Below are 23077 nucleotides of genomic sequence, written 5' to 3'. Positions count from 1 at the left end.
GTAGTGATTAAAAATAATATATTCAATTTAACATAAGTTAACAGTTATAAACCTGGTTGATATTTATAGCGATTAGTTACCTATATTAGCTAACATAAACGGATAATGATTTAAATGAGTGATTACAAACAGACCCTGAACTTACCAGCCACTTCTTTCGCTATGAAAGGTAATATGGCTAATCGTGAACCTAATATGCTCAAAGATTGGGCAGCTAAAGATCTTTATGGCAAGATTCGTGAAGCCAAGAAAGGTAAAAAGTCATTCATTCTTCATGATGGCCCTCCTTATGCTAATGGTAATATTCACATAGGTCACGCCGTTAATAAAATCTTAAAAGATATTATTATTAAATCAAAAAACTTATCTGATTTTAATTCACCGTTCGTACCAGGTTGGGATTGTCACGGTTTACCAATTGAATTAATGGTTGAGAAAAAAGTCGGCAAGCCAGGTCATAAAATCAGCGCTAGCGATTTTCGTCAAAAGTGTCGTGAATATGCCGCGAAGCAAGTTAATGGTCAACGAGAAGATTTCAAACGTTTAGGTATTTTCGCCGATTGGGAAAAACCTTACTTAACTATGGATTTTGGTACTGAAGCCAATATTATCCGTTCATTAGGCAAAATTGCTGAAAATGGACATTTACACCAAGGTTTTAAACCTGTGCATTGGTGTACTGATTGTGGTTCATCTTTAGCTGAAGCTGAAGTTGAATATAAAGACAAACAATCACCAGCTATTGATGTGAAATTTGTTATTAGCGACGAAACCGTAGCAGATAAATTCTCTCACCCAGAAGACCATAAAGGTGAAGGTGAGATTGGGGTTGTTATTTGGACAACAACACCTTGGACACTTCCTGCTAACCGTGCAATAGCGGTAAATTCTGATGTTGAATACACCTTAGTTCAATGTGAACAGGAAGGTAAAAAACAACGTTTAATCATAGCGTCTGATCTTGTTACTTCATGTATGGATCGTTTCGGTTTTGATAAATACCATGCCTTAGGTTTTTGTAAAGGTCAGGATTTAGAATTAGTACAATGTCAGCATCCATTCTATGACTTTACAGTGCCTGTTGTTTTAGGTGAGCATGTTACTACTGATTCAGGTACGGGTTGTGTTCATACTGCGCCAGGTCATGGTGTAGAGGATTTTGTCGTTGGTAAGTTATATGACTTAGAAGTTGCTAACCCTGTTGGTGCTAACGGTGTTTATCTTGAAGATACCCCGTTACTTGCCGGACAACATGTCTTTAAAGCGAATGCGAGTGTTGTAGAAATATTAAAAGAAAAGGGTGCTTTAGTACATCATCACGCCTTAGATCATTCTTACCCGCATTGCTGGCGTCATAAAACGCCATTGATTTTCCGTGCTACGCCGCAGTGGTTTATCAGCATGGACAAAAAAGGTTTACGTCAAGATTCATTAAACGAAATTGAAAAAACACAATGGATCCCTGATTGGGGTCAACGTCGTATTGAATCTATGGTTGAAGGTCGTCCTGATTGGTGTATTTCGCGTCAACGTACGTGGGGCGTGCCTATGGCATTATTTATTCATCAAGATTCGGGTGCATTGCATCCTCGTAGCATTGAACTTATTGAAGAAGTTGCTCTTCTTGTTGAAAAGTCAGGTATTCAAGCTTGGTTCGATCTAGAAGCCAGCGAACTTATTGGTGATGATGCTAAAGAATATATTAAAGTTCCTGATACCTTAGATGTGTGGTTTGACTCAGGTACTACGCATGAATCAGTTATTAATGCGCGTGAAGAGTTTGACGGTATTGCTGATTTATATCTTGAAGGCTCAGATCAACATCGTGGTTGGTTTATGTCTTCAATGATTTCATCCGTTGCGATGAATGGTAAAGCGCCATATAAGCAAGTACTTACTCACGGTTTTGTGGTTGACGCTAAAGGTCACAAAATGTCTAAGTCGTTAGGTAATGTTATTACGCCAAAAGAAATTACTAACAACTTAGGCGCTGATATTTTACGTTTATGGTCAGCATCAGTAAATTACACGCAAGAAATAACTGCTGGTGATGAGATATTTAAACGTCAAGCTGATGCTTATCGCCGCATACGTAATACATCGCGCTTCTTATTATCTAACTTAAATGGTTTTGAACCGGCTACTCATAGCGTTGCTTTTGACGACATGGTTGCTTTAGATCGTTGGGTAGTTGAGAAAGCAACACGTTTACAAGAAGAAATCATTACTGCTTATGATGAATATGAATTTCATGTAGTAGTGCACAAAATTATGAACTTCTGTACTAACGAGCTTGGCGGTTTCTACTTAGATATTATCAAAGATAGACAATATACTGCTAAAAGTGATTCGAATGCGCGTCGTTCATGTCAAACTGCTATGTACTTAATTGTAGAAGCAATGACAGCGTGGATGGCACCAATATTGTCATTTACAGCGCAAGAAATTTGGGAAGCTTTACCATTACCAGCAAGCGGTGAGCGAGATGAGTTTGTCTTTACTGGTGTTTGGTTTGATGGTTTAGCTAAGCAAATTGAAAACAGTAATTCAGTAGACGAACTTGATAATGATTATTGGACTGAACTACTTAGTGTACGTGGTGAAGTAAACCGTGCGTTAGAACAAGCAAGAAAAGATAAGTCTGTAGGTAAAGCATTAGAAGCACAAGTTACATTGTTTGCCACTGAAGAGCTAGCCGCTAAATTAGCGAAATTGGGTGATGAACTTCGTTTTGTTTTAATTACCTCAAAAGCAACCATCGAAATAGTAACAGCGGCACCAGAAAATGCCCTTGATACTGAAGTAGAAGGCTTATGGTTATCAGTAGCTCCAGCAGAAGGCATTAAGTGTGACCGTTGTTGGCATGTCACTACAGATATTGGTGAGAGCGAAAAACACCCTGAGTTATGTGGTCGTTGTATTACCAATGTTGATGGTGAAGGTGAAACAAGACAGTTCGCTTAATACTTATAGCGAAGTCGCATTAACAATAAGTTAAGTTAACGGGCTATTATCTTACCGCTTGTCTAATTAGGCATAAGGAAAAGGTAGTAGCCTATTTAATTTTTCAAGATGAGATTACCAGCATTGAAAAAATTATTTAGTGACACAGGGTTACGTTGGTTATGGTTAACCTTACTATGCTTAATCATTGATCAGGTTAGTAAATATTGGGTTGCAGGCACATTTGATTATCGCGAAACCTTGTCGGTTTTGCCATTCTTCAACCTCACGTACGTTCATAATCCCGGTGCAGCCTTTAGCTTTTTAGCGGATCAAGGTGGTTGGCAACGTTGGTTTTTTACTGGGATTGCCAGTATAGCTAGTATTGTATTTCTTGTTTGGATGGCAAAAACACCTAAACAGCAACGTTTATTAAGCATTGCTTTTGCTTTGATTTTAAGTGGCGCCGTAGGTAACTTAATCGATAGAGCCTTATTGGGCTATGTCATCGATTTTCTTGATTTTCATTGGGCAGGTTATCACTTTGCCGCTTTTAATATTGCAGACTCAGTTATTTTTATTGGCGCAGCATTAATGATTTTTGAATCCTTCACGAATAAAGAACCGAACCAAGAAAACAAGAAATAAAACAGTTATGAAAGTCATTATTAAAGCAATAGTGATAACAAAGTACAAAAGAATAAAACAAATAAGGTAGAGAAGTAATAATGACCGTTTCAACGCAAACACAGATTCAAAGTGACTCGAGTATTCTTGTTCATATAACTATGAAATTAAGTGATGGTTCGGCTGCAGATAGTACTAAAGTCAATAATAAGCCAGCAAAAATAATCATGGGTGATAACAGCATATCACCAGCTTTCGAAGCTCAGCTGATTGGTATGGATAAAGGTGATTCAAGAGAATTCACCCTTGAAGCAAAAGATGCTTTCGGCGAGACAAACCCAGATAATATTCATTATATGGGGCTTGATAAATTTACAGTTGAGGTGCCAGCAAAAGTAGGTAATATTATTACTTTTTCTCAACCCGGTGGTGATTTACCCGGAATGATTAAAGAAATTAATGGTGACTCGGTTACTATTGATTTTAATCACCCGCTTGCAGGCCAAACAGTTACATTCGTAATAGACTTAGTCGACATCCTTTAAGTTATCCGTTTAACTGCTTCTTGCTCTTTGTTGCGAAGCACTTCACATAGAAAAACTATGCATCAGTCCTCGCGCCGCGAGCAAGAAAGCATTTAATTCGGATAAGCTACATAAATAGAATGTTCAACAGACCTTAATTAAAAGGTTGTTAAAGGTAATTAAAAGGTAACTATAGTGAATTATTTGGCCCTTGATGCTTCTACAGAAGCATGTTCCGTAGCGCTGCAAGTAAACGGTAAAACCTTTTCTCGATATGAGCTTTGCCCGCAATCGCATAGTTTACATTTATTACCGATGATAGATGCTGTACTTCATGAGGCGGGTATAAAGTTAGCTGAGCTCGATGGCCTTATTTTTGGTCAGGGACCTGGTAGCTTTACCGGTGTTCGTATTGGCGTTGGCGTAGCTCAAGGGTTAGCGTTTTCGGCTAGCTTACCTGTTGTTGGCGTTTCTAGCTTACAAGCTATGGCTCAACTCGCTTATATTAAGCATGGTAAAAAACAGGTCTTAGCGGCAATAGATGCCCGTATGTCGGAAGTTTACAATGGCTATTTTGTACTTGACGAACATAATGTTATGCAAGCACAGCAAGATGAATCAGTTACACCACCAGAGCAACTAAAAGAACATTTGTCATCAGTGGTTACTGCACCCTGCTATGCTGTTGGCACAGGTTGGGATGCGTACTCTGAAAAGTTAAGTGACCAAGCAGGTGAAACAACAGGTGACCATGCCGGTGAGAAGTTTTCTGCATTGAAAACCAATGAAGGTAGCCCAGATATACTCTTCCCGACCGCTGAAGCAATGTTAGCAATAGGTAAGGTAAAGTTACAGCATGGGCAGGGCGTTTCAGCAGAAAATGCTCAGCCGGTATATGTTCGCGATACCGTTTCCTGGAAAAAACTTCCAGGTAAATAACACAATACTCTTATAGTCGGAAACTCTGGAAGCAAATTATGGCAAGTACCTCGCAGAATCGCTCAGCCAGTTTTTGGCAAAAATATCAGCTATATTTCCTCCTATTAGCCGCCATTATCATCAGGCAAATTCCCATCGTATCTATCCCACTTAATTGGCTGGAAAGTTACTTTCATGAAATAAGCCATGGTATTGCTGCGCTATTAACAGGTGGCGAAATTATGCGTATTCAATTGTTTGCCAATGGTGCTGGTTTATGTACTACCCGAGGTGGTTTAAGTTTTATTATTAGCTTCTTTGGCTATGCTGGAGCTACCTTCTGGGGTTGGTTATTATTTAAGTTAGCAAATAGCCATCAACGGACCGCGCAGATAGTTTCTGGCTTCATGATCGTATTATTGCTTGCTTCAATCATTTTTTGGGCAAGAGATTTCCTCACTATCATTATCATCTCGAGCTTAGCTGTAATGTTTGTATTTTTGATCAAAATGCGTCGATTATACTACCTTCAGTTGTTATTGAAGTTCTTTGGTTTGAGTATTTTATTAAATAGTTTGTTTAGCCCAACGTATTTATTTGATGGTCGTGATTTAGGCGATGGTGCCGCTTTAGCGTCAATGACAATGGTCCCTGAATTAGTTTGGGTGTTGTTATGGTGTGTACTGGCTGTTGCTGCGCTCTATTCCTTAATAAAAACTAATAAAAATAAATGAAAGTTTTTGATATTAGATCAATAGCTTAAATTGAAAGGTGTAACCCTGTGGCAGATACCAAACAAGTTGATGGACCTCAAATTGATGAGCTTAGCTATCAACTAGATGACTTAACTCTTACCGCATTAGTTTGTGGGAATAAGAATCATGAACCAGTGCTATGTTTACATGGTTATTTGGATAACGCCGCGAGCTTTTTACCTTTGATGCAAGAAAGTGACTTACTAGCTGATAGGCGTATTATTGCGCTAGATTGGCCAGGTCATGGCCACTCAGACCATCGAAGTGCTGGTGCTCATTATCATTTTTTTGATTATGTTGGTGATTTGGTCGCATTATTTTCACTTAATGACTGGCAAGCAATTGATATTGTTGCGCACTCAATGGGGGCAATGATTGCAAGTGCATTTTCCGCTGCTTTCCCTGAAAAAGTAAAATCACTAACGTTAATCGACTCGTTTGGTTTTATTTGTGCCCCAGAAGAACAAATGACGGATCAGTTACGTCGAGGTATGCTAAGCCGAGTGAAGTCAGCTAATACTACCCGAGCTTTTACTGAAGAAATGGCTGTAAAAGCACGCCTGCATGTTTCTGACTTAACCGTTGAACATGCAAAGTTAATTGTACAAAGGTCACTGGTAGAAGTTGAGCCTAAGTCAATGGATTCGGTAGGTGTTGATAGCGCTAGTGTTTTATATCGCTGGCGTTCAGATCCGCGGTTACGGTCAGTTTCACCTTACCGATTAAGTCTAAAACAAGGACAACAATTGTTTAGTGATATTAAGTGTCCTTTACAACTTATCTACGGTGATAAAGGCATGAAAATGGTTATCACAGGGCTGAAAAACTTCTCTTCAGGTGTTAATAAGCTAAAAACTACCAAGCTGTCAGGCGGTCATCACGTGCATATGGAAAAAACGGAAGAGTTATTGCCAATTCTCCGTCATTTTTTCAGTGAAATTAAAACAAGCGTTTAAATTTGTGGCGCAATGCTAAAAAATTTGATAAAACAGTGGTATTAAAATAAGCGTTGCTGCAAATAAAATAATTATTAAGTCAGTTGCAACATAATTACCTATTGAGGAAGCCATTGTGGAAAAGATTTGGTTAGAAAAAAGTTACCCTAGTGATGTGCCGTTTGAAATAGATGCGGATAAATATCCATCCATTGTGGCTATGTTCACAAAATACTCTACTCAGTTTAGTGATAAAACAGCTTTCATCAATATGGGCGCTTCAATTTCTTATGCAGAGCTTTCAGTTCAAGCAACCGCTTTTGCAGCATACTTACAACAAGATTTAGGCTTAGAGCGAGGCGATAAATTCGCCATCATGGTACCTAATTGCTTACAGTACCCAATAGCATTATTTGGCGCTTTATTAGCAGGACTTACTGTTGTAAACGTAAACCCATTATATACAGCCCGTGAACTTGAGCACCAATTAAAAGACTCAGATGCTAAAGCAATGTTGATTATAGAGAACTTTGCTCAAACTCTTGAGAAGGTAGTTGATAGAACTGCGGTTAAACATGTCATCATGACATCTTTAGGTGATCGGTTGGGCCTAGTCAAGGGCACTGTTGTCAATTGCATGGTCAAATACGTTAAAAAAATGGTACCTGCTTTTAAACTGCCGCACGCGGTACGTTTTAATACTGTTTTATCGCGAGGTTTAGCACTTAAACTGTCGCCGGTAGAGTTGTGTGGAGATGATCTCGCATTTTTGCAATATACCGGCGGTACTACAGGTTTATCTAAAGGCGCAATGTTAACGCATCGAAACATGGTGGCAAACTTACAGCAAGCTAAAGCTGCTATTTTCCCATTGTTAGAAGAGGGCAATGAGCTAGTGGTAACTGCGTTACCGCTTTATCATATCTTTGCTTTGACGGCGAATTGTTTAACGTTCTTTACCATGGGGGGCACTAATTTATTAATTACCAACCCAAGAGATATGCCTAACTTTGTTAAAGAGCTATCAAAATACCCATTTACTGCCATTACAGGTGTAAATACCTTATTTAACGGCTTATTGAATACACCTGGCTTTAGTGAACTTAACTTCAGCACGTTGAAAATGTCACTTGGTGGTGGCATGGCAGTACAACGACCTGTTGCAGAACGTTGGCAGCAAGTAACAGGTACCCGATTGTTAGAAGGTTATGGTTTAACTGAGTGTGCACCTTTAGTGACAATAAGTCCTTATAACCTTGCCGCTTATGACGGAAGCATCGGCCTTCCCGCGGCTTCAACTGATGTAAAAATCATGCGTGAAGATGGCAGTGAAGCCGATATTGGCGAATCAGGTGAAATGTGGGTTAAAGGCCCTCAGGTAATGTTAGGTTATTACAAATGTGTAGAAGCGACTGATGAAGTATTAAAAGACGGTTGGTTTGCTACGGGTGATGTTGCCATGATGGATGATAAAGGTTTCTTCACTATCGTTGATCGTAAAAAAGATATGATAATCGTTTCTGGTTTTAATGTTTACCCCAATGAAATTGAAGAAGTGCTTGCCATGCATGAGGGCGTGTTAGAATCTGCGGCCATTGGTGTACCCCATGAAATTTCGGGCGAGATTGTCAAAATTTTTGTGGTAAAAAAATCAGATGATTTAGATGAAAAAATGCTTATTAAACATTGTCGTGAAAACCTCACTAATTATAAAGTACCAAAACTGGTTGAGTTTCGAGAGGAATTACCTAAAACCAATGTGGGTAAAATTTTAAGAAGAGAATTACGTTAAAATAACCTAGAAATAAAGCGGATATGACTTACGCATTAAATTCGTATGAATAAACAAAAAAGGCAAGCTGTAATAGCTTGCCTTTTTTGTTGATAACTTAGCGGGTTAAACGAAGTTTTTATTGAGCTTTTAACGTTTGACCATTTATTTCTAAACTATCATCAGACATTAAATAAACATATAAAGGCATGATGTCTTCTGGTGTAGCAAGTTCGTCTTTATCTTCCGCTGGAAAAGCACACGAGCGCATGTTGGTATTTGTAGCGCCAGGGTTTATCGCGTTAGTACGTAGATTTGATCCTTCATATTCATCTGCAATTACTTGCATCATGCCTTCAGTCGCAAATTTAGAGATGCTATATTGACCCCAATAAGCTCTGCCTTGGCTACCAACACCTGAAGAGGTAAATACTAAAGAAGCGTTTGGTGCTAACAATAAAGTAGGTATTAATGCTTGAGCTAATAAACATTGTGCGGTTACATTGACCTTCATTACATCATTAAATACTTGCTCATGCATTTGAATAAATGGTGTTAGTTCACCTAAAATTGAGGCATTAAGTAATACCCCATCTAAATGACCAAACTGACTGGAAATTGTCGAAGACATATCAATATAATTTTGTTTGGTTGCACCCTTCAAATCAAGGGGGATAATAGCAGGTTCAGCAAGCCCTAAAGCAACAATTTCATCATACACAGCCTCAAGTTTACTCACCGTTTTACCAAGTAAAATAACGGTAGCACCAAGTTGTGCATAGGTTAATGCTGCAGTGCGGCCAATGCCGGCACCAGCACCCGTAACTAGAATGGTTTTGTTGCTTAAACTGGCATCTTTTGTTGAATAATTAAACATCTTAAGGTCTTATCGTTAGGAGTGAGAAAGTTACTTCCCTATTCTACGCGTTGGCATTTTCATTGACGAGAGAAAAGTTGGTTAACATGAAAATATTCGACGAAAAAGTAAAAAATGACTAGCACCTTGCGACATCTTGGGGTAACTTTAACTGGTCTTACTAGTTATTAAAACATTAGTTTGAATTTTGATTTGAACGTTGAAATAAAAATAACTTAAAAAAATACATAATAAAAATTACGGCATTGGGGAATTTTATATGAAAAAGCTAGCTCTCAGTCTTGCGATTATTAGCGCACTTGGTTTAAGTGCCTGTGATAGCGAAACTATCGAAGATTTACAAAAGGAAGTGGCAGAAAATGGTACTGCTGTAACAGCTCAAGCACGAATTAGTTACGATCCTGCTAAGGGCGTTTTATCAGTGCCTAATGATTTGTTATTCTCCGGTAGCACAGACGGTACATTAAACCTTCCAGTGGAAGATGCTAGTGATTTCAGTGACCCAACCGTAGCAATGAGTGCACTAGATGGTTGGTCTACGACTAACCCGTTTGTACTTGCTGTCGATTTTCCAGCTGGGTCTTCATTAGATGCCGTGAGTGTTTTTGATGGCAATTCTGTAAAAATTTATGAAACCTTAATGGGTGGCGATGCCGGCTGTGAAGCTGTTCCACGCGGCGCTGCTTGCACGGTTGTTGGTGAGTTAGTTTTTGGTGTGGATTTTGTCGCGCAAGCTAAAGGCAATAGTATTGCTATTGTTCCAATGAAACCGTTAAAAGGAAAAACCACTTATGTGGTTGCGTTAACCAATAATCTGAAAGATAACAATGGTAAATCAGTTGCTGCTTCAATAACCTATGATCTTGTTCGACAAGATATAGCAACTAAACCATTGGCAACAGCAAGCCAATTACAACTCCAAGGTTTAGTGAATAGTTTTGAAAACGCGATTGTTAGTGCTGGTGCTGATAAAGATAGTTTAATTTATACATTTGCTATGACTACGCAATCAACCGTTGATGTATTATTTACGGTTAAAAAATTACTTGCTGCACCTTTAGCACAGGGTGGTATGCCACCTGTTGTTTCTGTTACTGATACAATGATCAATGTTGCTACAGCTCTGGAAATGCAAGGTGTAGTACTTTCAGATAACTTAAAAAATCTATACTCAACAGCTCAATTATATTCAGGTTCTGTCAAGTTACCTTATTATTTAGGCGTGCCAACTCAAGCTAATCCTAAAGCTCCTATTACTGATTGGTGGAAAGCCTTATGTGATTCAGGTGTTATGTTAGCTGGTTTAGCAGCTGCTAATCCAGGTGCTATTCCTGAAGGTCCTATTGCAGGTTCTCGGTCTGATGCTGTTTGTTCGGCAGTAGGTTTACGTGATTTAAGACCTGCAGGTATTGAGTTAGATGTAGAACGTAATTTAACTAAGTTTAATCCTGTACCTCAACCAAGTGGTGTAAGTGATATTCCAGGTGTAACTGATCCATCTATACTGGCCGTACAAATGACTACTCCAGTTATTGCTCCCCTTACTGATGCTGTACGTGCTAGTTATGGTTTACCTCCATTGGCTGCTGAGCCTACGGATGGTTGGCCTGTTGTTATTTTACAGCATGGTATCACCGGAACAAAAGAACAGATGCTAGCAATTACCGGTGTTTTATCAACCTTTGGTTTTGCTACAGTAGCCATTGACCACCCTTTACATGGTAGCCGAGGCTTTGATATAACTGGTCCTAACAAAGTTCCTGATGGCATTGATGATATTAATGCTTCTACTGTTTCAGCAACGCATTACATGAATTTAGCAAGTCTACTTACCACACGTGATAATTTACGTCAATCTGCAAGTGATATGCTAGGTTTACGTTTAGGATTGAATGCTGTTTCTGGCGCGAAGATCAATGGAAAGAATGTGCACTTTTTAGGTCATTCATTAGGTGCTATTACAGGTATTAATTTAGTAGCGTTAGCTAATGCACCACTTGATTCACCATTAGATCCATTAGATCCTATGTTCAAAATCACCTCTAATTCGCAGGCAATGCCTGGTGTGATGATTGCAAACTTCTTAATGGAGTCTGGTGCATTTGGTGATGTAATTAAGTCGAACTTGGTATATAGCTCATCTGCTGAATTTAAGGGCATGGTTGATGCAGCTTATCCTCTTGATGAAAATGGAAACTCTACTGCTACTGAAGCTCAGTTAGTTGGAGCATATCAAGCGTTTTATGCTGCACTTACACCTGAACAGCAAGCAGGTATAGAAGCTGTGTTTAGTAAATTTGTTTTTGCGGCGCAAACGGTGACAGATGCGGGTGACCCAGCTAACTATGCAAGTATTATTAAAGCGACTCAAACACCAACACACTTAATTGAAGTAGTTGGTAACTTAGTTGAACCTGGAAGCGGCGTTGTTGAAGTATGTAATGATATTTTAGTGACAGATAACTGCTCTGATCAAGTAATACCTAACACTGTTTCAACAACACTGTTTGGTGGTACTGAAGGTGCTATTGCCTTACTTGGTTTACCTTACTTAAGCAGTACAACAGAAGGATCAGGCGCAGTTCGCTTTACTTATGGTCATCATGGCTCTATCTTGAGTCCAGATCCGATTATGGAAGATCTAGATAAAGGACAGAAAGCGATAGCTCCTGACCCGCTAAAAACTGGTGAAGCAACTAAAGAAATGCAAAGTCAAGTAGCAGGTTTCTTTGCAACAATGGGTAAAACTATTACTATCTCTGAAGATAACACCGTAGTTAAATAGTAAGTTATACCATCAATATTACTTTGATTTAAAGCCCTCGATTGAGGGCTTTTTTATTACTCAATTTCTATGATCTTTAACCCTCTTTGCAATACGGAAAAATAGTGTAGAATTACGTCAATTATTTTTATCCTTATATTTACCAATATATCCTCAGGAGTTACTTTGGAATTTTTATATGAATACGGTTTGTTTTTAGCAAAAGCCGTTACTTTTGTTTTGGCTGTTATAGCCATTATTATTGCCATTGCTGGTGCAGCTACGAAACAGCAGCATAAAAAAGGTGAGTTAGATATCACTGACTTGTCTGAGCAGTTTACTGAAACTGAAGAAGATATTATTCATGCCTTATTGAGCAAAGATGAATTTAAAGAAAAAGAAAAGGCTGATAAAAAGCAAGCTAAAGAACAAGCGAAAGCTGACAAGAAATTAGCTAAATCAGGTGAAGATAAAGCGCCAAGTAAAGCGCATGTTTTTGTAGTTGACTTTAATGGCAGTATTGATGCCAAAGAAGTCAGCTCTTTACGTGAAGAGGTGTCAGCGATACTTTCTGTGGCAAAACCTGAAGATGAAGTTTTTGTTCGTTTAGAAAGTGGTGGCGGTATGGTACATGGTTATGGTTTAGCATCTTCACAGCTTGATCGTATTCGTCAGCATAATATTCCACTAACAGTATCAGTAGATAAAGTGGCTGCTAGCGGCGGTTATATGATGGCTTGTGTGGCAAACAATATTATTTCAGCACCTTTTGCCATCTTAGGCTCTATTGGTGTTATTGCCCAAGTACCAAACTTCAATAAATTATTAAAGAAACATGATATTGATTTTGAACAGTTTACTGCGGGTGAATTTAAACGCACTGTAACTATGTTTGGTGAGAATACAGAAAAAGGTAAAGAAAAGTTCATCGAAGAATTAGAAGAAACTCACGTTTTATTTAAAAACTTCGTTAGCGAACGCAGACCAAGTTTAGATATTGTTAAAGTGGCAACAGGCGAACATTGGTTTGGCACAACAGCCTTAGAACTTGGCCTAGTCGATAGTATCCAAACAAGTGATGATTATTTACAAGGTAAAAGTAAAAGCCATAAAGTCGTTGCTATTAAATATGAAGTGAAAAAAGGTTTGGCTGAAAAATTTTCTAAAGCCGCTTCATTATCAGCTGAAAGCTTTTTAGGTAAATTATTACAACGCAATAATATCTTTCCTGGTTAGTAGGGGGGAATTATTAGTGTTCAGATACTGATTTAGTTAATTACTAAATTAAGAAACTAAGCAATATAAAAAAGCCTTACTGAGTTAACTCAGTAAGGCTTTTTTGATTAACGATTACAATCTTTCCTACATGACACTCTACAAAATATTAATTATCTTTTAGGTGCTTAAAGTCGATCTCTTCAATGTTATGTCCTGCTTGTGGGTCTAAATACATCTCATGATCAAATTGATCTTCACTTTTAGCAACCACAAGGCTCACCATGCTGTCGCCGGTAACATTGACCGCAGTACGAGTCATATCCAATAATCTATCGACACCAATAATAAGGGCAATACCTTCAACAGGTAAACCTACTTGCTCTAACACCATGGCTAGCATGATTAAACCAACGCCAGGCACACCTGCTGTGCCTATGGACGCTAGGGTTGCAGTAAGCACAACGGTTAAGTAGTCTGCTAGCGTTAAATCCTGAGTAAAAACTTGCGCGATAAAAACAGTTGCTACACCTTGCATGATTGCTGTGCCGTCCATATTAATGGTGGCACCAAGCGGCACGGTAAATGATGCGATGGAGTTTTTTACACCCATCTTCTTTGTTGCCGTTTCTAACGTGACAGGAATGGTGGCATTCGAGCTGGCTGTAGAGAATGCGAAAATAGCAGCGTCACGCATTTTCTTTAAAAAGATTACTGGGTTTAAACCCGTAAATAATTTCAAAATAATAGGGTAAGTAACTAAAGCATGAATAAGTAGAACAAAGAAAACCACTAAGAAATATTCAATTAAATTACCGAAGGTTGTTAGTGACACGGTAGTAAATAAAGTGGCTAACAATGCAAAAACGCCATAAGGAGCGATATTCATTAGAATAGTCACCAGACGCATGATCACTTCACTTAAATCTTCAAATAATAAAGAAATACGTTCACCAGCTTTGCCTGAAAGCGCGATAGCAATACCGAAAAGTAATGCAAATACGATTACTTGTAGCATATTACCTTGTGCAAATGATGCGAAAGGATTGGTAGGAAACATTTGAATAATAACTTGCGCTAAAGACGGAGCATCTCTACCTGAAAAACTACTGTTAGCGACCATATTTACCCCTTCTCCTGGAGCAACAATTAGCGCAACAAAAATAGCAAAGCTAATAGCAATAGCTGTAGTGGCGAGATATAAAGCAACAGCTTTACCACCTATGCGGCCAAGTTTACTGGTGTCTTTTAATGAACATACCCCACAAACTAGCGATACAAAAACTAAGGGGACAACTAACATACGTAAACTGGCCATAAAAACTTGGCCTATCACTTCTAATATGCCATCTACAAATAAGCCTTTAAGAGAAATATCAAATAAATAAAGGTTAATGACTTTGTCAGAGCCATTGGGCATAAGCCATTGCAAGAAAGTTCCTAATAAAATACCAGCAACCATACCGATAACAATGAGGCTGGTTAAACTATTTTTTTTGGAGGGTGGGGACATTGTTTTTTCAATTGTCATAGGGTCTATGTTACTTCAGCTAGGTTGTAAGTTACGTTGTGATTATTATATATCGATTAAACTAATAATTTTAATCGTTAAGGTTAACAATAATCGCGTAGATTAAAAACTAATTTATTTTGACTGTTTTTGCCGTAGTCGCAGGTAAAATTTTGTTAACTTTGTCATTGATTGTGATTTTTTTATGATAAGCAGTACCTTTTTGTTATTTATCAGTTAATATGAGTTATTAGGTCTATTTATAAAAAGAAAAATTAGGATGCTTCTATGCAGTTATTTCGACGTTTAAGTTTTACCATGTTATTGATGTCAATGATGACACTCGTAGCGTGCGGTGGTGGAGATGGTGACCTAACTGGTGGTGGTGATGGTGGAACAACTGATGCAGTTACTGTAACAATAACAAAATCTGATGGTGATTTGTCAGCAGCTAATGATGTTACCGTCTCAGCCACAGTTGTTGATAATGGTAGTGCCATAGTTAATAAAACCGTTACCTTTACGTTAGCCGTTGAAGGCTCGGCTACATTCGACCCTGTTTCAGGTACCGCGACAACGGATGCAAATGGTGTTGCAACCATTATTGTAAAAGTAACCGATGTAAAAGGCTCTGTTAATGTTATCGCCAGCTATGAAAGTGCTACCGATAATATTAGTTTTAATAGTGCCGGTGATGGTGTGAAAATTGTTGAAGGCGAACCTACCGCTGCTTCTATTCAATTATTTGCTAGCTCGCAACAACTTGCTTCGAGTGGTGCACAATCTATCGAGTTATCTGCCATTGCTAAAGACGAGAATAACAACTTGCTTGAGGGCGTAACTATTAATTTTGCAAGTGATTCTGGCGCACTTGGAAAAATACTTGATGCAAGTGGTAGCAGTTCAAATGTAACAGGGCCTGATGGTAAAGTTACTATGGAGCTATCTACTCAAGATGAACCGAGTAACAGAGTTATATTAGTCTCCGTAACTAGTGGTGATATTACTGATTCGTTAGAAGTAGAAGTGGTTGGTACTACATTGACGTTAACTGGTTCAAGCTCTTTAGCATTAAATGATGAAACTAGTTATATAGTTAACGTTTTAGACTCAGATGGTAATGGCGTCGCTAAAACAGCTGTAGCGATATCTGCAAGTAATGTGGATAAAATAACAATTCCTACAAGCGTAACTACAGACTCAGAAGGTCAGGCTACGGTAAAAGTAACAGGTACTAGTGGCGGTAATAATAGTATTGTTGTTACTGCACTTGGCGCTACAGCTAGTCAAGATGTTTCAGTACAAGCAGACTCATTCTTGTTTACTAGTTTTAGTAATGGTCTTACTATTGTTGATCCATCAAACACTCCTATTGTTCCTGATGTTTCTTTGTCACCACAAACTGCAAGTGTCACTTTAACGTGGATGCGAGATAATGCATTTGTACCGGATGGTAAATCTGTTTCCTTCACTACTACACGTGGTATTGTCAATGCTAATTCAGCTACTACCGTTGATGGTGAAGTTACCGTTACATTAACTTCAACAGATGCAGGTAAAGCGTTAGTTACTTTTGTTGGTTCAGATGTGATTGATGGCAAAAATGTTGAATTAACTAATCAACTTGAATTTGAATTTTTTGCTGATACTGCAGCAACAATTAAAGCACAAGCATCGCCTAATTCAATCGGTCCAAATGAACAAACATCCACTATTTCAGTTGTTGTAAAAGATGCGAATGGAAACTTAGTTAAAAATAAACGGGTCAAATTTGTGCTAGAAGATGTAAGTGGAGGATCAATTTTTCCGGCAACGGCAGTCACAGATAGCAGTGGTAGTGCTTCAACAATTTATACTTCAAATAATACATCAGCCAAGGATGCGGTAACAATAACCGCTGTTGTTGAAGATACGCCAGCCATAACTGACATTGTTAATCTAACTGTTTCTAATCGTGAGTTATTTATTTCGTTAGGTACAGGTAATGAACTTGAGGAGTTGGACACGACTGACTATGTGAAAGAGTACTCTGTCTTTGTTACCGATGCTGAGTCTAATGCTGTTGAGAATGTAGAACTAACCGTTTCAGCGATACCTGAAAATTATTATAAAGGCCTTTGGCTGCGTACTTATGATGGAGCTGATTTCGTACTATGGCTGGCACTCGGTGAAGGTTCAACAAACACCCCAGGTCCGGTTTACCTAGGGAAAACAACGTGTCCTAATGAAGATGCTAACTTTGATGGTATCTTAGATGTTGGTGAAGACTTTAATGGTGATGGTAAATTAACACCTGGTAACATAGTGTCAATATCAGGTACGCTTATCACAGACGCGGATGGACGATCAGTTATTAAAGTAACTTACCCACAAAGTTATGGGCAGTGGCTCGATGTAAAACTTATTGTTTCAGGTAAAGTAACTGGTAGTGAAAACTCAACTCAAGCCATTTTTACCTTACCTGTATTAATTGATGATGTTAATGAAGAAGATGTAACACCACCGAGCCAAGGTATTGGAACTAGAGGGCCATTTGGATTATCAAACGATTGTAGCGACAATATAAGTCAAGACTAATTTTAACCTGTTAACAAACAGTTAAATTCAATTGATAAAAAAGGCTCCTTTAGGAGCCTTTTTTGATCTTAAACTAGTTGGTTTAGCAATTAAATATTATTGATTTAATACATTACTTAGCCATTTCTTTAAGCAAAAATGCTGAAATCTCAGCGCCTACTTTTAAGGTTTTTTCTTGTCCTGCTAATCCTTGCCCACAACTATCTGTGAAAGGGGCTATCTCCATCATATCAGCACCCGTAATAGGGTACTTAGCAGCTAAGGCGCGTAATATGTCCATGGCATCTTCTGGCATTAAACCATCAGGCTCTGGCGTACCTGTTGCACAGGCAAAACTGTCATCAATAGCATCAATATCAAAACTGACATAAAGCTCGTCAATATTTTCATCTCTAAGTTGAGCAAAAATATTGTCGATCGTCTGGTCAATACCATGTGCTTTAATATCTTTTGCCCAATGTTGTCTCACGCCAAAAGTCTCTTCCCAATGACTTTGAGGTCTGCCACTTGAGCGAATACCCACTTGAATAAGGTGATGCTTTTCATGCAGGTCATCTAAAATATGGGTACACCAAGAGCCAAAACATAAATCTATCCCTAACCTTTCAACCAATAAATCAGTATGGGCATCAAAGTGGATTATTGCTGCACGTTTACCTTGTTTCTTTTTAGCTTGCAGATAGGCTTTGGTTAAAGGGTAACTAACACTGTGATCTCCACCAATGCCGAAAATGCCCTTTTCCGGGAATTCAGCATAAAAGTCATGTAAAACATCTTCTGTTATGCTTAATGGGCTAATGGCATATTTACTATGTTCATCTTGATATAAAGCTTTTTTACAGTTAGCTAACGTCGCTTCGTTTAAATATTTATCTGATAATAAATGTGGAATAACACGGACATCACCTAAATCAAATGCAGTTAATTCAGGGTAAGTTGCAAGTAAGGTTGAACGTAAAAATAAAGGCCCCCAGTTAGCACCACGCAAAATACCACCACCACAATCAGAGGCTACACCTAAAATAACGGCTTTAGACGCTTCTGGCAGTTGATTTAATGACGTTTTCCACAAATCCTCAACTCCGACCGCTTGCCCGAAAATAGTTTGGTGTAATTGCTCTTTACGCTCTTTAGCGGTATTTACGGTAAATACGCCATTGCCGGGAGGACACAAACAATTGCTGAGTTTGTTATAAAATGTTGATGTAATTGTTGTCATTTAAGGTCTCTATTTGATTATTTACATGAGTTATCGATTGAGGAAGGTGACCCCTATGCTTTCACTATTTAAAGTTTTTTAACATTATGCTCTTATGTTTTATCGTAAAGTCGATTATGATTGCCGCTAAATGTAGGCAAAATGTGACTAAGCGCACAGTAATATTAATTATTGCCTATTATAGCTAAAACCATTAACTGGGTGAATAGCAATTGCTGCGAAGTAAAATAATTACTTGTCAGTTTGCATATTTATAGATATACCTATAAATAGTTATGCAAAGAATAACTTTAAATAAAATGTTTTTTTTATCGCTAGCAAAGTCAGAACAAGTACGCTCGCACTTTTTTGATTAATTTAGCGTTTGAATAAAAAGGCAAAAAATAATTTGTCTTTATCGAAGGATTAGAAATTTTTATGGCAAAATCACTAGTTATTGTCGAGTCGCCAGCCAAAGCGAAAACAATTAATAAATATCTAGGTAATGACTTTATTGTAAAGTCGAGTGTTGGTCATGTACGTGATCTTCCGCACAGTAGCACAGGTAAAAAAGTTGCTGCTAAGTCTCCAGCGGAAGTGCGTAAAATGGAACCAGAAGCAAAAGCTAAATACAAAGCCAAGCGTGACAAACAAGCGCTGGTCAATCGTATGGGCATTGACCCAGATAAAAACTGGGCAGCTGATTATCAAATACTGCCAGGTAAAGAAAAAGTTGTTGCCGAGCTTAAGAAGTTAGCGGACAAAGCAGACATTGTTTATCTCGCAACCGATTTGGATCGCGAGGGAGAAGCGATTGCCTGGCATTTAAAGGAGATTATCGGTGGGGAAGATGAAAAGTTCCGTCGTGTTGTCTTCAATGAAATAACTGAAACGTCAATCCAACAAGCGTTTTCGACACCGGGTGAGTTGAGTATGCCGGGTGTTAATGCTCAGCAAGCAAGACGTTTCCTCGATCGTGTGGTTGGCTTTATGGTTAGCCCACTATTGTGGAAGAAAGTAGCTCGTGGTTTATCTGCCGGACGTGTTCAATCTGTTGCAGTAAAATTAGTCGTTGAAAAAGAACGTGAAATCAAAGCATTTGATCCAAAAGAGTTTTGGGAAATTGCTGTAGATACGCACGCATCGACAGGTGAAGTACTATCACTTGATGTGACCCATGAAAATGGCAAAGCTTTTAAACCGACTAATGAAAAACAGACCAATGCAGCTTTAGCAATATTAAAGCCGGCTGATTATGCTGTTAGTAAACGTGAAGATAGACCGTCAAAAAGTACACCGTCTGCACCGTTCATTACCTCTACGCTACAGCAAGCCGCCAGTACTAAACTGGGATATGGTGTTAAGCGTACTATGGGCTTAGCCCAGCGTTTGTACGAAGCGGGTCATATAACTTATATGCGTACCGATTCAACAAACTTAAGCAAAGATGCGGTAGAAATGTGTCGTAATTACATCAGCGATAGCTTCGGTGATAATTACTTACCAGAAAATGCAAAAATTTACGGTTCTAAAGCTGGGGCACAAGAGGCGCATGAAGCGATACGCCCATCAAATGTTAAGCTTGAAGCTGCATTTCTTGAGGGTATTGAACCAGATGCTAAGAAGCTATATGAGTTAATTTGGCGCCAGTTTGTAGCCTGTCAAATGACCGCTGCTCGTTATACTGTTAGTACCTTAACGATTAGTGCTGCTAGTTTTGATCTAAAAGCAAAAGGCCGAGTGATGCAATTTGATGGTTGGACAATTGTTCATCCACAGCTGAGTAAAGGTGATGATACACACTTACCTGATTTACAAGTTGGCGAAGCGTTAACGTTAGATAAAATCGAGCCAAGCCAGCATTTTACTAAGCCGCCAGCACGTTTTGGTGAAGCTTCGTTAGTTAAAGAATTAGAAAAACGTTCAATTGGCCGTCCGTCAACTTATGCGTCAATTATTTCAACGATTCAAGATCGTGGTTATGTTCGATTGGACAAAAAACGTTTCTACGCTGAAAAAATGGGTGAAATTGTTACTAACAGTTTATCTGGCAGCTTTGAAAAGTTAATGAGCTACGAATTCACTTCGAACATGGAACAGGAGCTTGATGAAATAGCAGGTGGTAGTGCTGATTGGAAAGGGGTTTTAGACGAATTTTATAAAAACTTTACCAAACAATTATCAAAAGCAGACCAACCATCTGAAGATGGTGGTATGCAAACCAATGAACCAGTATTAACGGATATCGATTGCCCTACTTGTAATCGTAAAATGGGCATTCGAACGGCCCAAACGGGTGTGTTTTTAGGCTGTTCTGGATATGCTTTACCACCAAAAGAACGTTGTACAAAAACTATGAACTTAACCGCAGGTGAAGAAGCGGTGAGTATTTTAGCTGAAGATGCTGAAACTGAAGCTCTTATGGCAATGCGTCGTTGTGATAAATGTGGCACGGCGATGGATAGTTACCTTATTGACGAAACACGTAAGTTGCATGTTTGTGGTAATAATCCCGTATGTGATGGCATTGAAGTTGAAAAAGGCGAATTTAAAATTAAAGGTTACGATGGACCAATTTTAGATTGTGACCGTTGTGAATCGCCAATGGAATTGAAATCAGGCCGTTTTGGTAAGTATTTTGATTGTACTAATGAGGAATGTAAAAATACCCGTAAGTTACTCGCCAGTGGCGAAGCTGCGCCGCCAAAAGAAGATCCAGTGCAATTGCCTGAGCTTGAGTGTGAAAAGTCTGAAGCCCACTTTGTACTTCGTGATGGCGCTGCAGGTATCTTTTTAGCCGCGCACACTTTTCCACGCTCAAGAGAAACTCGAGCGCCAAAAGTAGCAGAGCTACAAAGGTTCAGAGATCGTATTTCAGAAAAATTCTATTATTTAGCTGATGCACCTGCAGAAGATAATGAAGGAAATTTATCGGTAGTACGTTACAGCCGTAAAACGAAAGAGCAGTACGTAATGACCGAGATTGCTACTGAAGAAGGCAAGCCCAAAGCAACAGGTTGGACTGCGAAATACATTGATGGGAAATGGGTTGAAGACATTCCCAAGAAAAAGGTAGCTAAAAAGAAAGCAGCTAAAAAACCAGCAGCAAAGAAAAAAGCTAAAACATCAGCGGAGTAAATATATTCCTTGCTGAAAAATAAAAATAGATACCTTATGGTATCTATTTTTTTGTCTACTTTGATCTCGATGTAGACTTTAACTTAATCCCTATTTAGCGCTTAATCTAAGCCTTCTAACTCATCTAACACTTTTCTTGCTTGTGCTAAAGTACAGTCAGTTTGTGCTATCAAGGCAGCAATAGTTACATTTTCCATGCGAGTTGCTAGGACTAAAAGGTTTTCGTGACTTAAATGCTGATATTCTTTTTTGAGTAACTTGGCAAGCCATAGCCAGCTCTTTTCATTTTTTTGTTCAATAAACTCAATGATGCCTTGGAGTTGGTCAAAATTTGCTTTTAGTTGCCAGTTCCTTGAACGACCAATACGACTTAAATCACAGCCTAACTGCCTGATATGAGCTTTTAAAGCGTATGCTTTCATAGTACGGCGAAGAAAGGAGGGTAAGTTAATCGTATTGATTTTTTCCACAGGGCTTTAAACCTTGAAAAGTTAAAAGTAAGCGAGTGACATAAAGGTATAAAGAATAATTTACCACTTTTTCTTTGGTTGAAATAATAAATCTAATTCATTTTCTTCGCTTTTTGCTTTTTTCGCAGCATCTTTAGCATTGGTATGTTTTAACGCATCAGTGATTTCTTCTAATTGATTTGAAATATCAGATTGCCTCGTTGCGACATAATCATTTTTTACCGTGCTACTCGCTAAACTTTGTAAGGCCTTCTCAAAATATTGTCGAGCAGAACCAAGCATTTCTTTATTAAAAGCTTGAGTACCGCGCTTAACTAAGCTCTCAATATTGATTTTTAATTGCATGGTCGCTAGTCGCTGATCTTCTGCAGTAAAGCTTTGTGCGTCAAGAGCTCCTTTGTTTTGTTCAGATTTAAGCACCACACGTAATTTCTTGATGCACTGTAATATGCCAACAAGCTGTTGCTCATTGTCTGGTAAGGTAAAATGATCCTCAACTGAAGCTTGATTATTAGCAAGATCTTCAGAGGCTTTTAATCGAGACTGTAATTCTTGAACTCTTTTTTTTATACCTTTAACTTCAGGCATAAGCTCTTGCATAGTTTTAGCGGCATTGAGGCTACGGCGATTTAATATTTTAACGATATTTGGATTATTTGGTAAATTTGCTAAATTAAAAATAAGGTCTTCATTTTCATCAATAACTGCTTTTTGTTTTGCGACTTTAACGCGTTTTTCTGCTTCTAATTTTTCTTTATGCTGTTGAATAGAGCTAACTACAACAACAATTACAATTAAGGCAATAATTAACCCAATAATAATAGCAATCATCTAAGATTCTCTTGAATAAATAAA

The 23077-nt window shown here is 38.4% G+C and carries 16 protein-coding genes; 11 read left to right on the top strand and 5 right to left on the bottom strand.

Annotation, left to right across the window (positions count from 1 at the left end; translation table 11 throughout):
- The first annotated feature begins 114 nt into the window (after positions 1-114).
- The 7 genes from ileS (at position 115) to fadD (ending at position 8494) form a co-directional block, all read left to right on the top strand.
- Entirely contained in the window at positions 115-2964 is a 2850-nt protein-coding gene (gene ileS, locus ESZ36_RS07510) for an isoleucine--tRNA ligase (protein ID WP_146785770.1), read from the top strand.
- A 108-nt stretch (positions 2965-3072) separates the two neighbouring features.
- Positions 3073-3591, top strand: coding sequence for a signal peptidase II (lspA, locus tag ESZ36_RS07505; protein WP_146785767.1), 519 nt, complete (start codon positions 3073-3075; stop codon positions 3589-3591).
- 80 nt (positions 3592-3671) lie between these two features.
- On the top strand, positions 3672-4115 hold the full coding sequence (gene fkpB, locus ESZ36_RS07500; protein ID WP_146785764.1) for an FKBP-type peptidyl-prolyl cis-trans isomerase: 444 nt from the start codon (positions 3672-3674) through the stop codon (positions 4113-4115).
- A gap of 174 nt (positions 4116-4289) precedes the next feature.
- On the top strand, positions 4290-5033 hold the full coding sequence (gene tsaB / locus ESZ36_RS07495; RefSeq protein ID WP_146785761.1) for a tRNA (adenosine(37)-N6)-threonylcarbamoyltransferase complex dimerization subunit type 1 TsaB: 744 nt from the start codon (positions 4290-4292) through the stop codon (positions 5031-5033).
- Between the two features lie 38 nt (positions 5034-5071).
- The gene (locus tag ESZ36_RS07490) at positions 5072-5746 is read left to right on the top strand and encodes a M50 family metallopeptidase (protein WP_146785758.1); all 675 of its coding nucleotides are present in this window, start codon (positions 5072-5074) and stop codon (positions 5744-5746) included.
- Between the two features lie 47 nt (positions 5747-5793).
- Positions 5794-6723 carry an alpha/beta fold hydrolase gene (locus ESZ36_RS07485; protein ID WP_146785756.1) on the top strand — a complete coding sequence of 310 codons (930 nt, stop codon included), beginning with the start codon at positions 5794-5796 and terminating at the stop codon, positions 6721-6723.
- Positions 6724-6838: 115 nt separating this feature from the next.
- Complete coding sequence (gene fadD, locus ESZ36_RS07480) at positions 6839-8494, top strand: long-chain-fatty-acid--CoA ligase FadD (RefSeq protein WP_146785753.1); 1656 nt, start codon at positions 6839-6841, stop codon at positions 8492-8494.
- 118 nt (positions 8495-8612) lie between these two features.
- Here fadD and ESZ36_RS07475 read toward each other — a convergent pair whose 3' ends face one another.
- A complete protein-coding gene (locus tag ESZ36_RS07475; protein WP_146785750.1) occupies positions 8613-9350 on the bottom strand; it encodes a YciK family oxidoreductase in 738 nt (245 codons plus the stop codon).
- A gap of 259 nt (positions 9351-9609) precedes the next feature.
- Here ESZ36_RS07475 and ESZ36_RS07470 point away from each other — a divergent pair, with 259 nt between their 5' ends.
- Together ESZ36_RS07470 and sohB are read left to right on the top strand one after the other, a co-directional pair.
- On the top strand, positions 9610-12135 hold the full coding sequence (locus tag ESZ36_RS07470) for a VolA/Pla-1 family phospholipase (RefSeq protein ID WP_146785747.1): 2526 nt from the start codon (positions 9610-9612) through the stop codon (positions 12133-12135).
- A gap of 165 nt (positions 12136-12300) precedes the next feature.
- The gene (gene sohB / locus ESZ36_RS07465; RefSeq protein ID WP_146785744.1) at positions 12301-13350 is read left to right on the top strand and encodes a protease SohB; all 1050 of its coding nucleotides are present in this window, start codon (positions 12301-12303) and stop codon (positions 13348-13350) included.
- Between the two features lie 148 nt (positions 13351-13498).
- Here sohB and ESZ36_RS07460 read toward each other — a convergent pair whose 3' ends face one another.
- The gene (locus ESZ36_RS07460; RefSeq protein ID WP_146785741.1) at positions 13499-14842 is read right to left on the bottom strand and encodes a dicarboxylate/amino acid:cation symporter; all 1344 of its coding nucleotides are present in this window, start codon (positions 14840-14842) and stop codon (positions 13499-13501) included.
- A gap of 285 nt (positions 14843-15127) precedes the next feature.
- Between ESZ36_RS07460 and ESZ36_RS07455 the strand changes: the two genes are divergently transcribed.
- Positions 15128-17416: an Ig-like domain-containing protein gene (locus ESZ36_RS07455; protein WP_146785738.1), complete on the top strand. Its 2289-nt coding sequence runs from the start codon at positions 15128-15130 to the stop codon at positions 17414-17416.
- Positions 17417-17528: 112 nt separating this feature from the next.
- On the opposite strand, the gene ESZ36_RS07450 is transcribed toward ESZ36_RS07455, so the two are convergent.
- Complete coding sequence (locus tag ESZ36_RS07450; RefSeq protein ID WP_146785736.1) at positions 17529-18635, bottom strand: arginase family protein; 1107 nt, start codon at positions 18633-18635, stop codon at positions 17529-17531.
- 417 nt (positions 18636-19052) lie between these two features.
- On the opposite strand from ESZ36_RS07450, the gene topA reads away from it, so the two are divergent.
- Positions 19053-21752: a type I DNA topoisomerase gene (topA, locus tag ESZ36_RS07445; protein WP_146785733.1), complete on the top strand. Its 2700-nt coding sequence runs from the start codon at positions 19053-19055 to the stop codon at positions 21750-21752.
- A 101-nt stretch (positions 21753-21853) separates the two neighbouring features.
- On the opposite strand, the gene ESZ36_RS07440 is transcribed toward topA, so the two are convergent.
- Together ESZ36_RS07440 and ESZ36_RS07435 are read right to left on the bottom strand one after the other, a co-directional pair.
- Positions 21854-22222 (bottom strand): ribosome recycling factor family protein, encoded by a 369-nt coding sequence (locus ESZ36_RS07440; protein WP_146785730.1) that lies wholly within the window; start codon positions 22220-22222, stop codon positions 21854-21856.
- A gap of 60 nt (positions 22223-22282) precedes the next feature.
- Entirely contained in the window at positions 22283-23053 is a 771-nt protein-coding gene (locus ESZ36_RS07435; protein WP_146785727.1) for a hypothetical protein, read from the bottom strand.
- Between the last annotated feature and the right edge of the window lie 24 nt (positions 23054-23077).

Origin of the sequence: Colwellia demingiae, from assembly GCF_007954275.1 — a bacterium.
Classification (GTDB): Bacteria; Pseudomonadota; Gammaproteobacteria; order Enterobacterales; family Alteromonadaceae; genus Colwellia; species Colwellia demingiae.
Note: the sequence above shows the minus strand (reverse complement) of the source record. Positions and strands in the feature narration are given on the sequence as shown.

Coding starts and splice junctions, on each gene's coding strand:
- ileS (WP_146785770.1), top strand. CDS start 115: ATGAGTGATTACAAACAGACCCTGAACTTACCAGCCACTTCTTTCGCT.
- lspA (WP_146785767.1), top strand. CDS start 3,073: ATGAGATTACCAGCATTGAAAAAATTATTTAGTGACACAGGGTTACGT.
- fkpB (WP_146785764.1), top strand. CDS start 3,672: ATGACCGTTTCAACGCAAACACAGATTCAAAGTGACTCGAGTATTCTT.
- ESZ36_RS07490 (WP_146785758.1), top strand. CDS start 5,072: ATGGCAAGTACCTCGCAGAATCGCTCAGCCAGTTTTTGGCAAAAATAT.
- ESZ36_RS07475 (WP_146785750.1), bottom strand. CDS start 9,350: ATGTTTAATTATTCAACAAAAGATGCCAGTTTAAGCAACAAAACCATT.
- ESZ36_RS07470 (WP_146785747.1), top strand. CDS start 9,610: ATGAAAAAGCTAGCTCTCAGTCTTGCGATTATTAGCGCACTTGGTTTA.
- ESZ36_RS07460 (WP_146785741.1), bottom strand. CDS start 14,842: ATGTCCCCACCCTCCAAAAAAAATAGTTTAACCAGCCTCATTGTTATC.
- ESZ36_RS07455 (WP_146785738.1), top strand. CDS start 15,128: ATGCAGTTATTTCGACGTTTAAGTTTTACCATGTTATTGATGTCAATG.
- ESZ36_RS07450 (WP_146785736.1), bottom strand. CDS start 18,635: ATGACAACAATTACATCAACATTTTATAACAAACTCAGCAATTGTTTG.
- topA (WP_146785733.1), top strand. CDS start 19,053: ATGGCAAAATCACTAGTTATTGTCGAGTCGCCAGCCAAAGCGAAAACA.
- ESZ36_RS07435 (WP_146785727.1), bottom strand. CDS start 23,053: ATGATTGCTATTATTATTGGGTTAATTATTGCCTTAATTGTAATTGTT.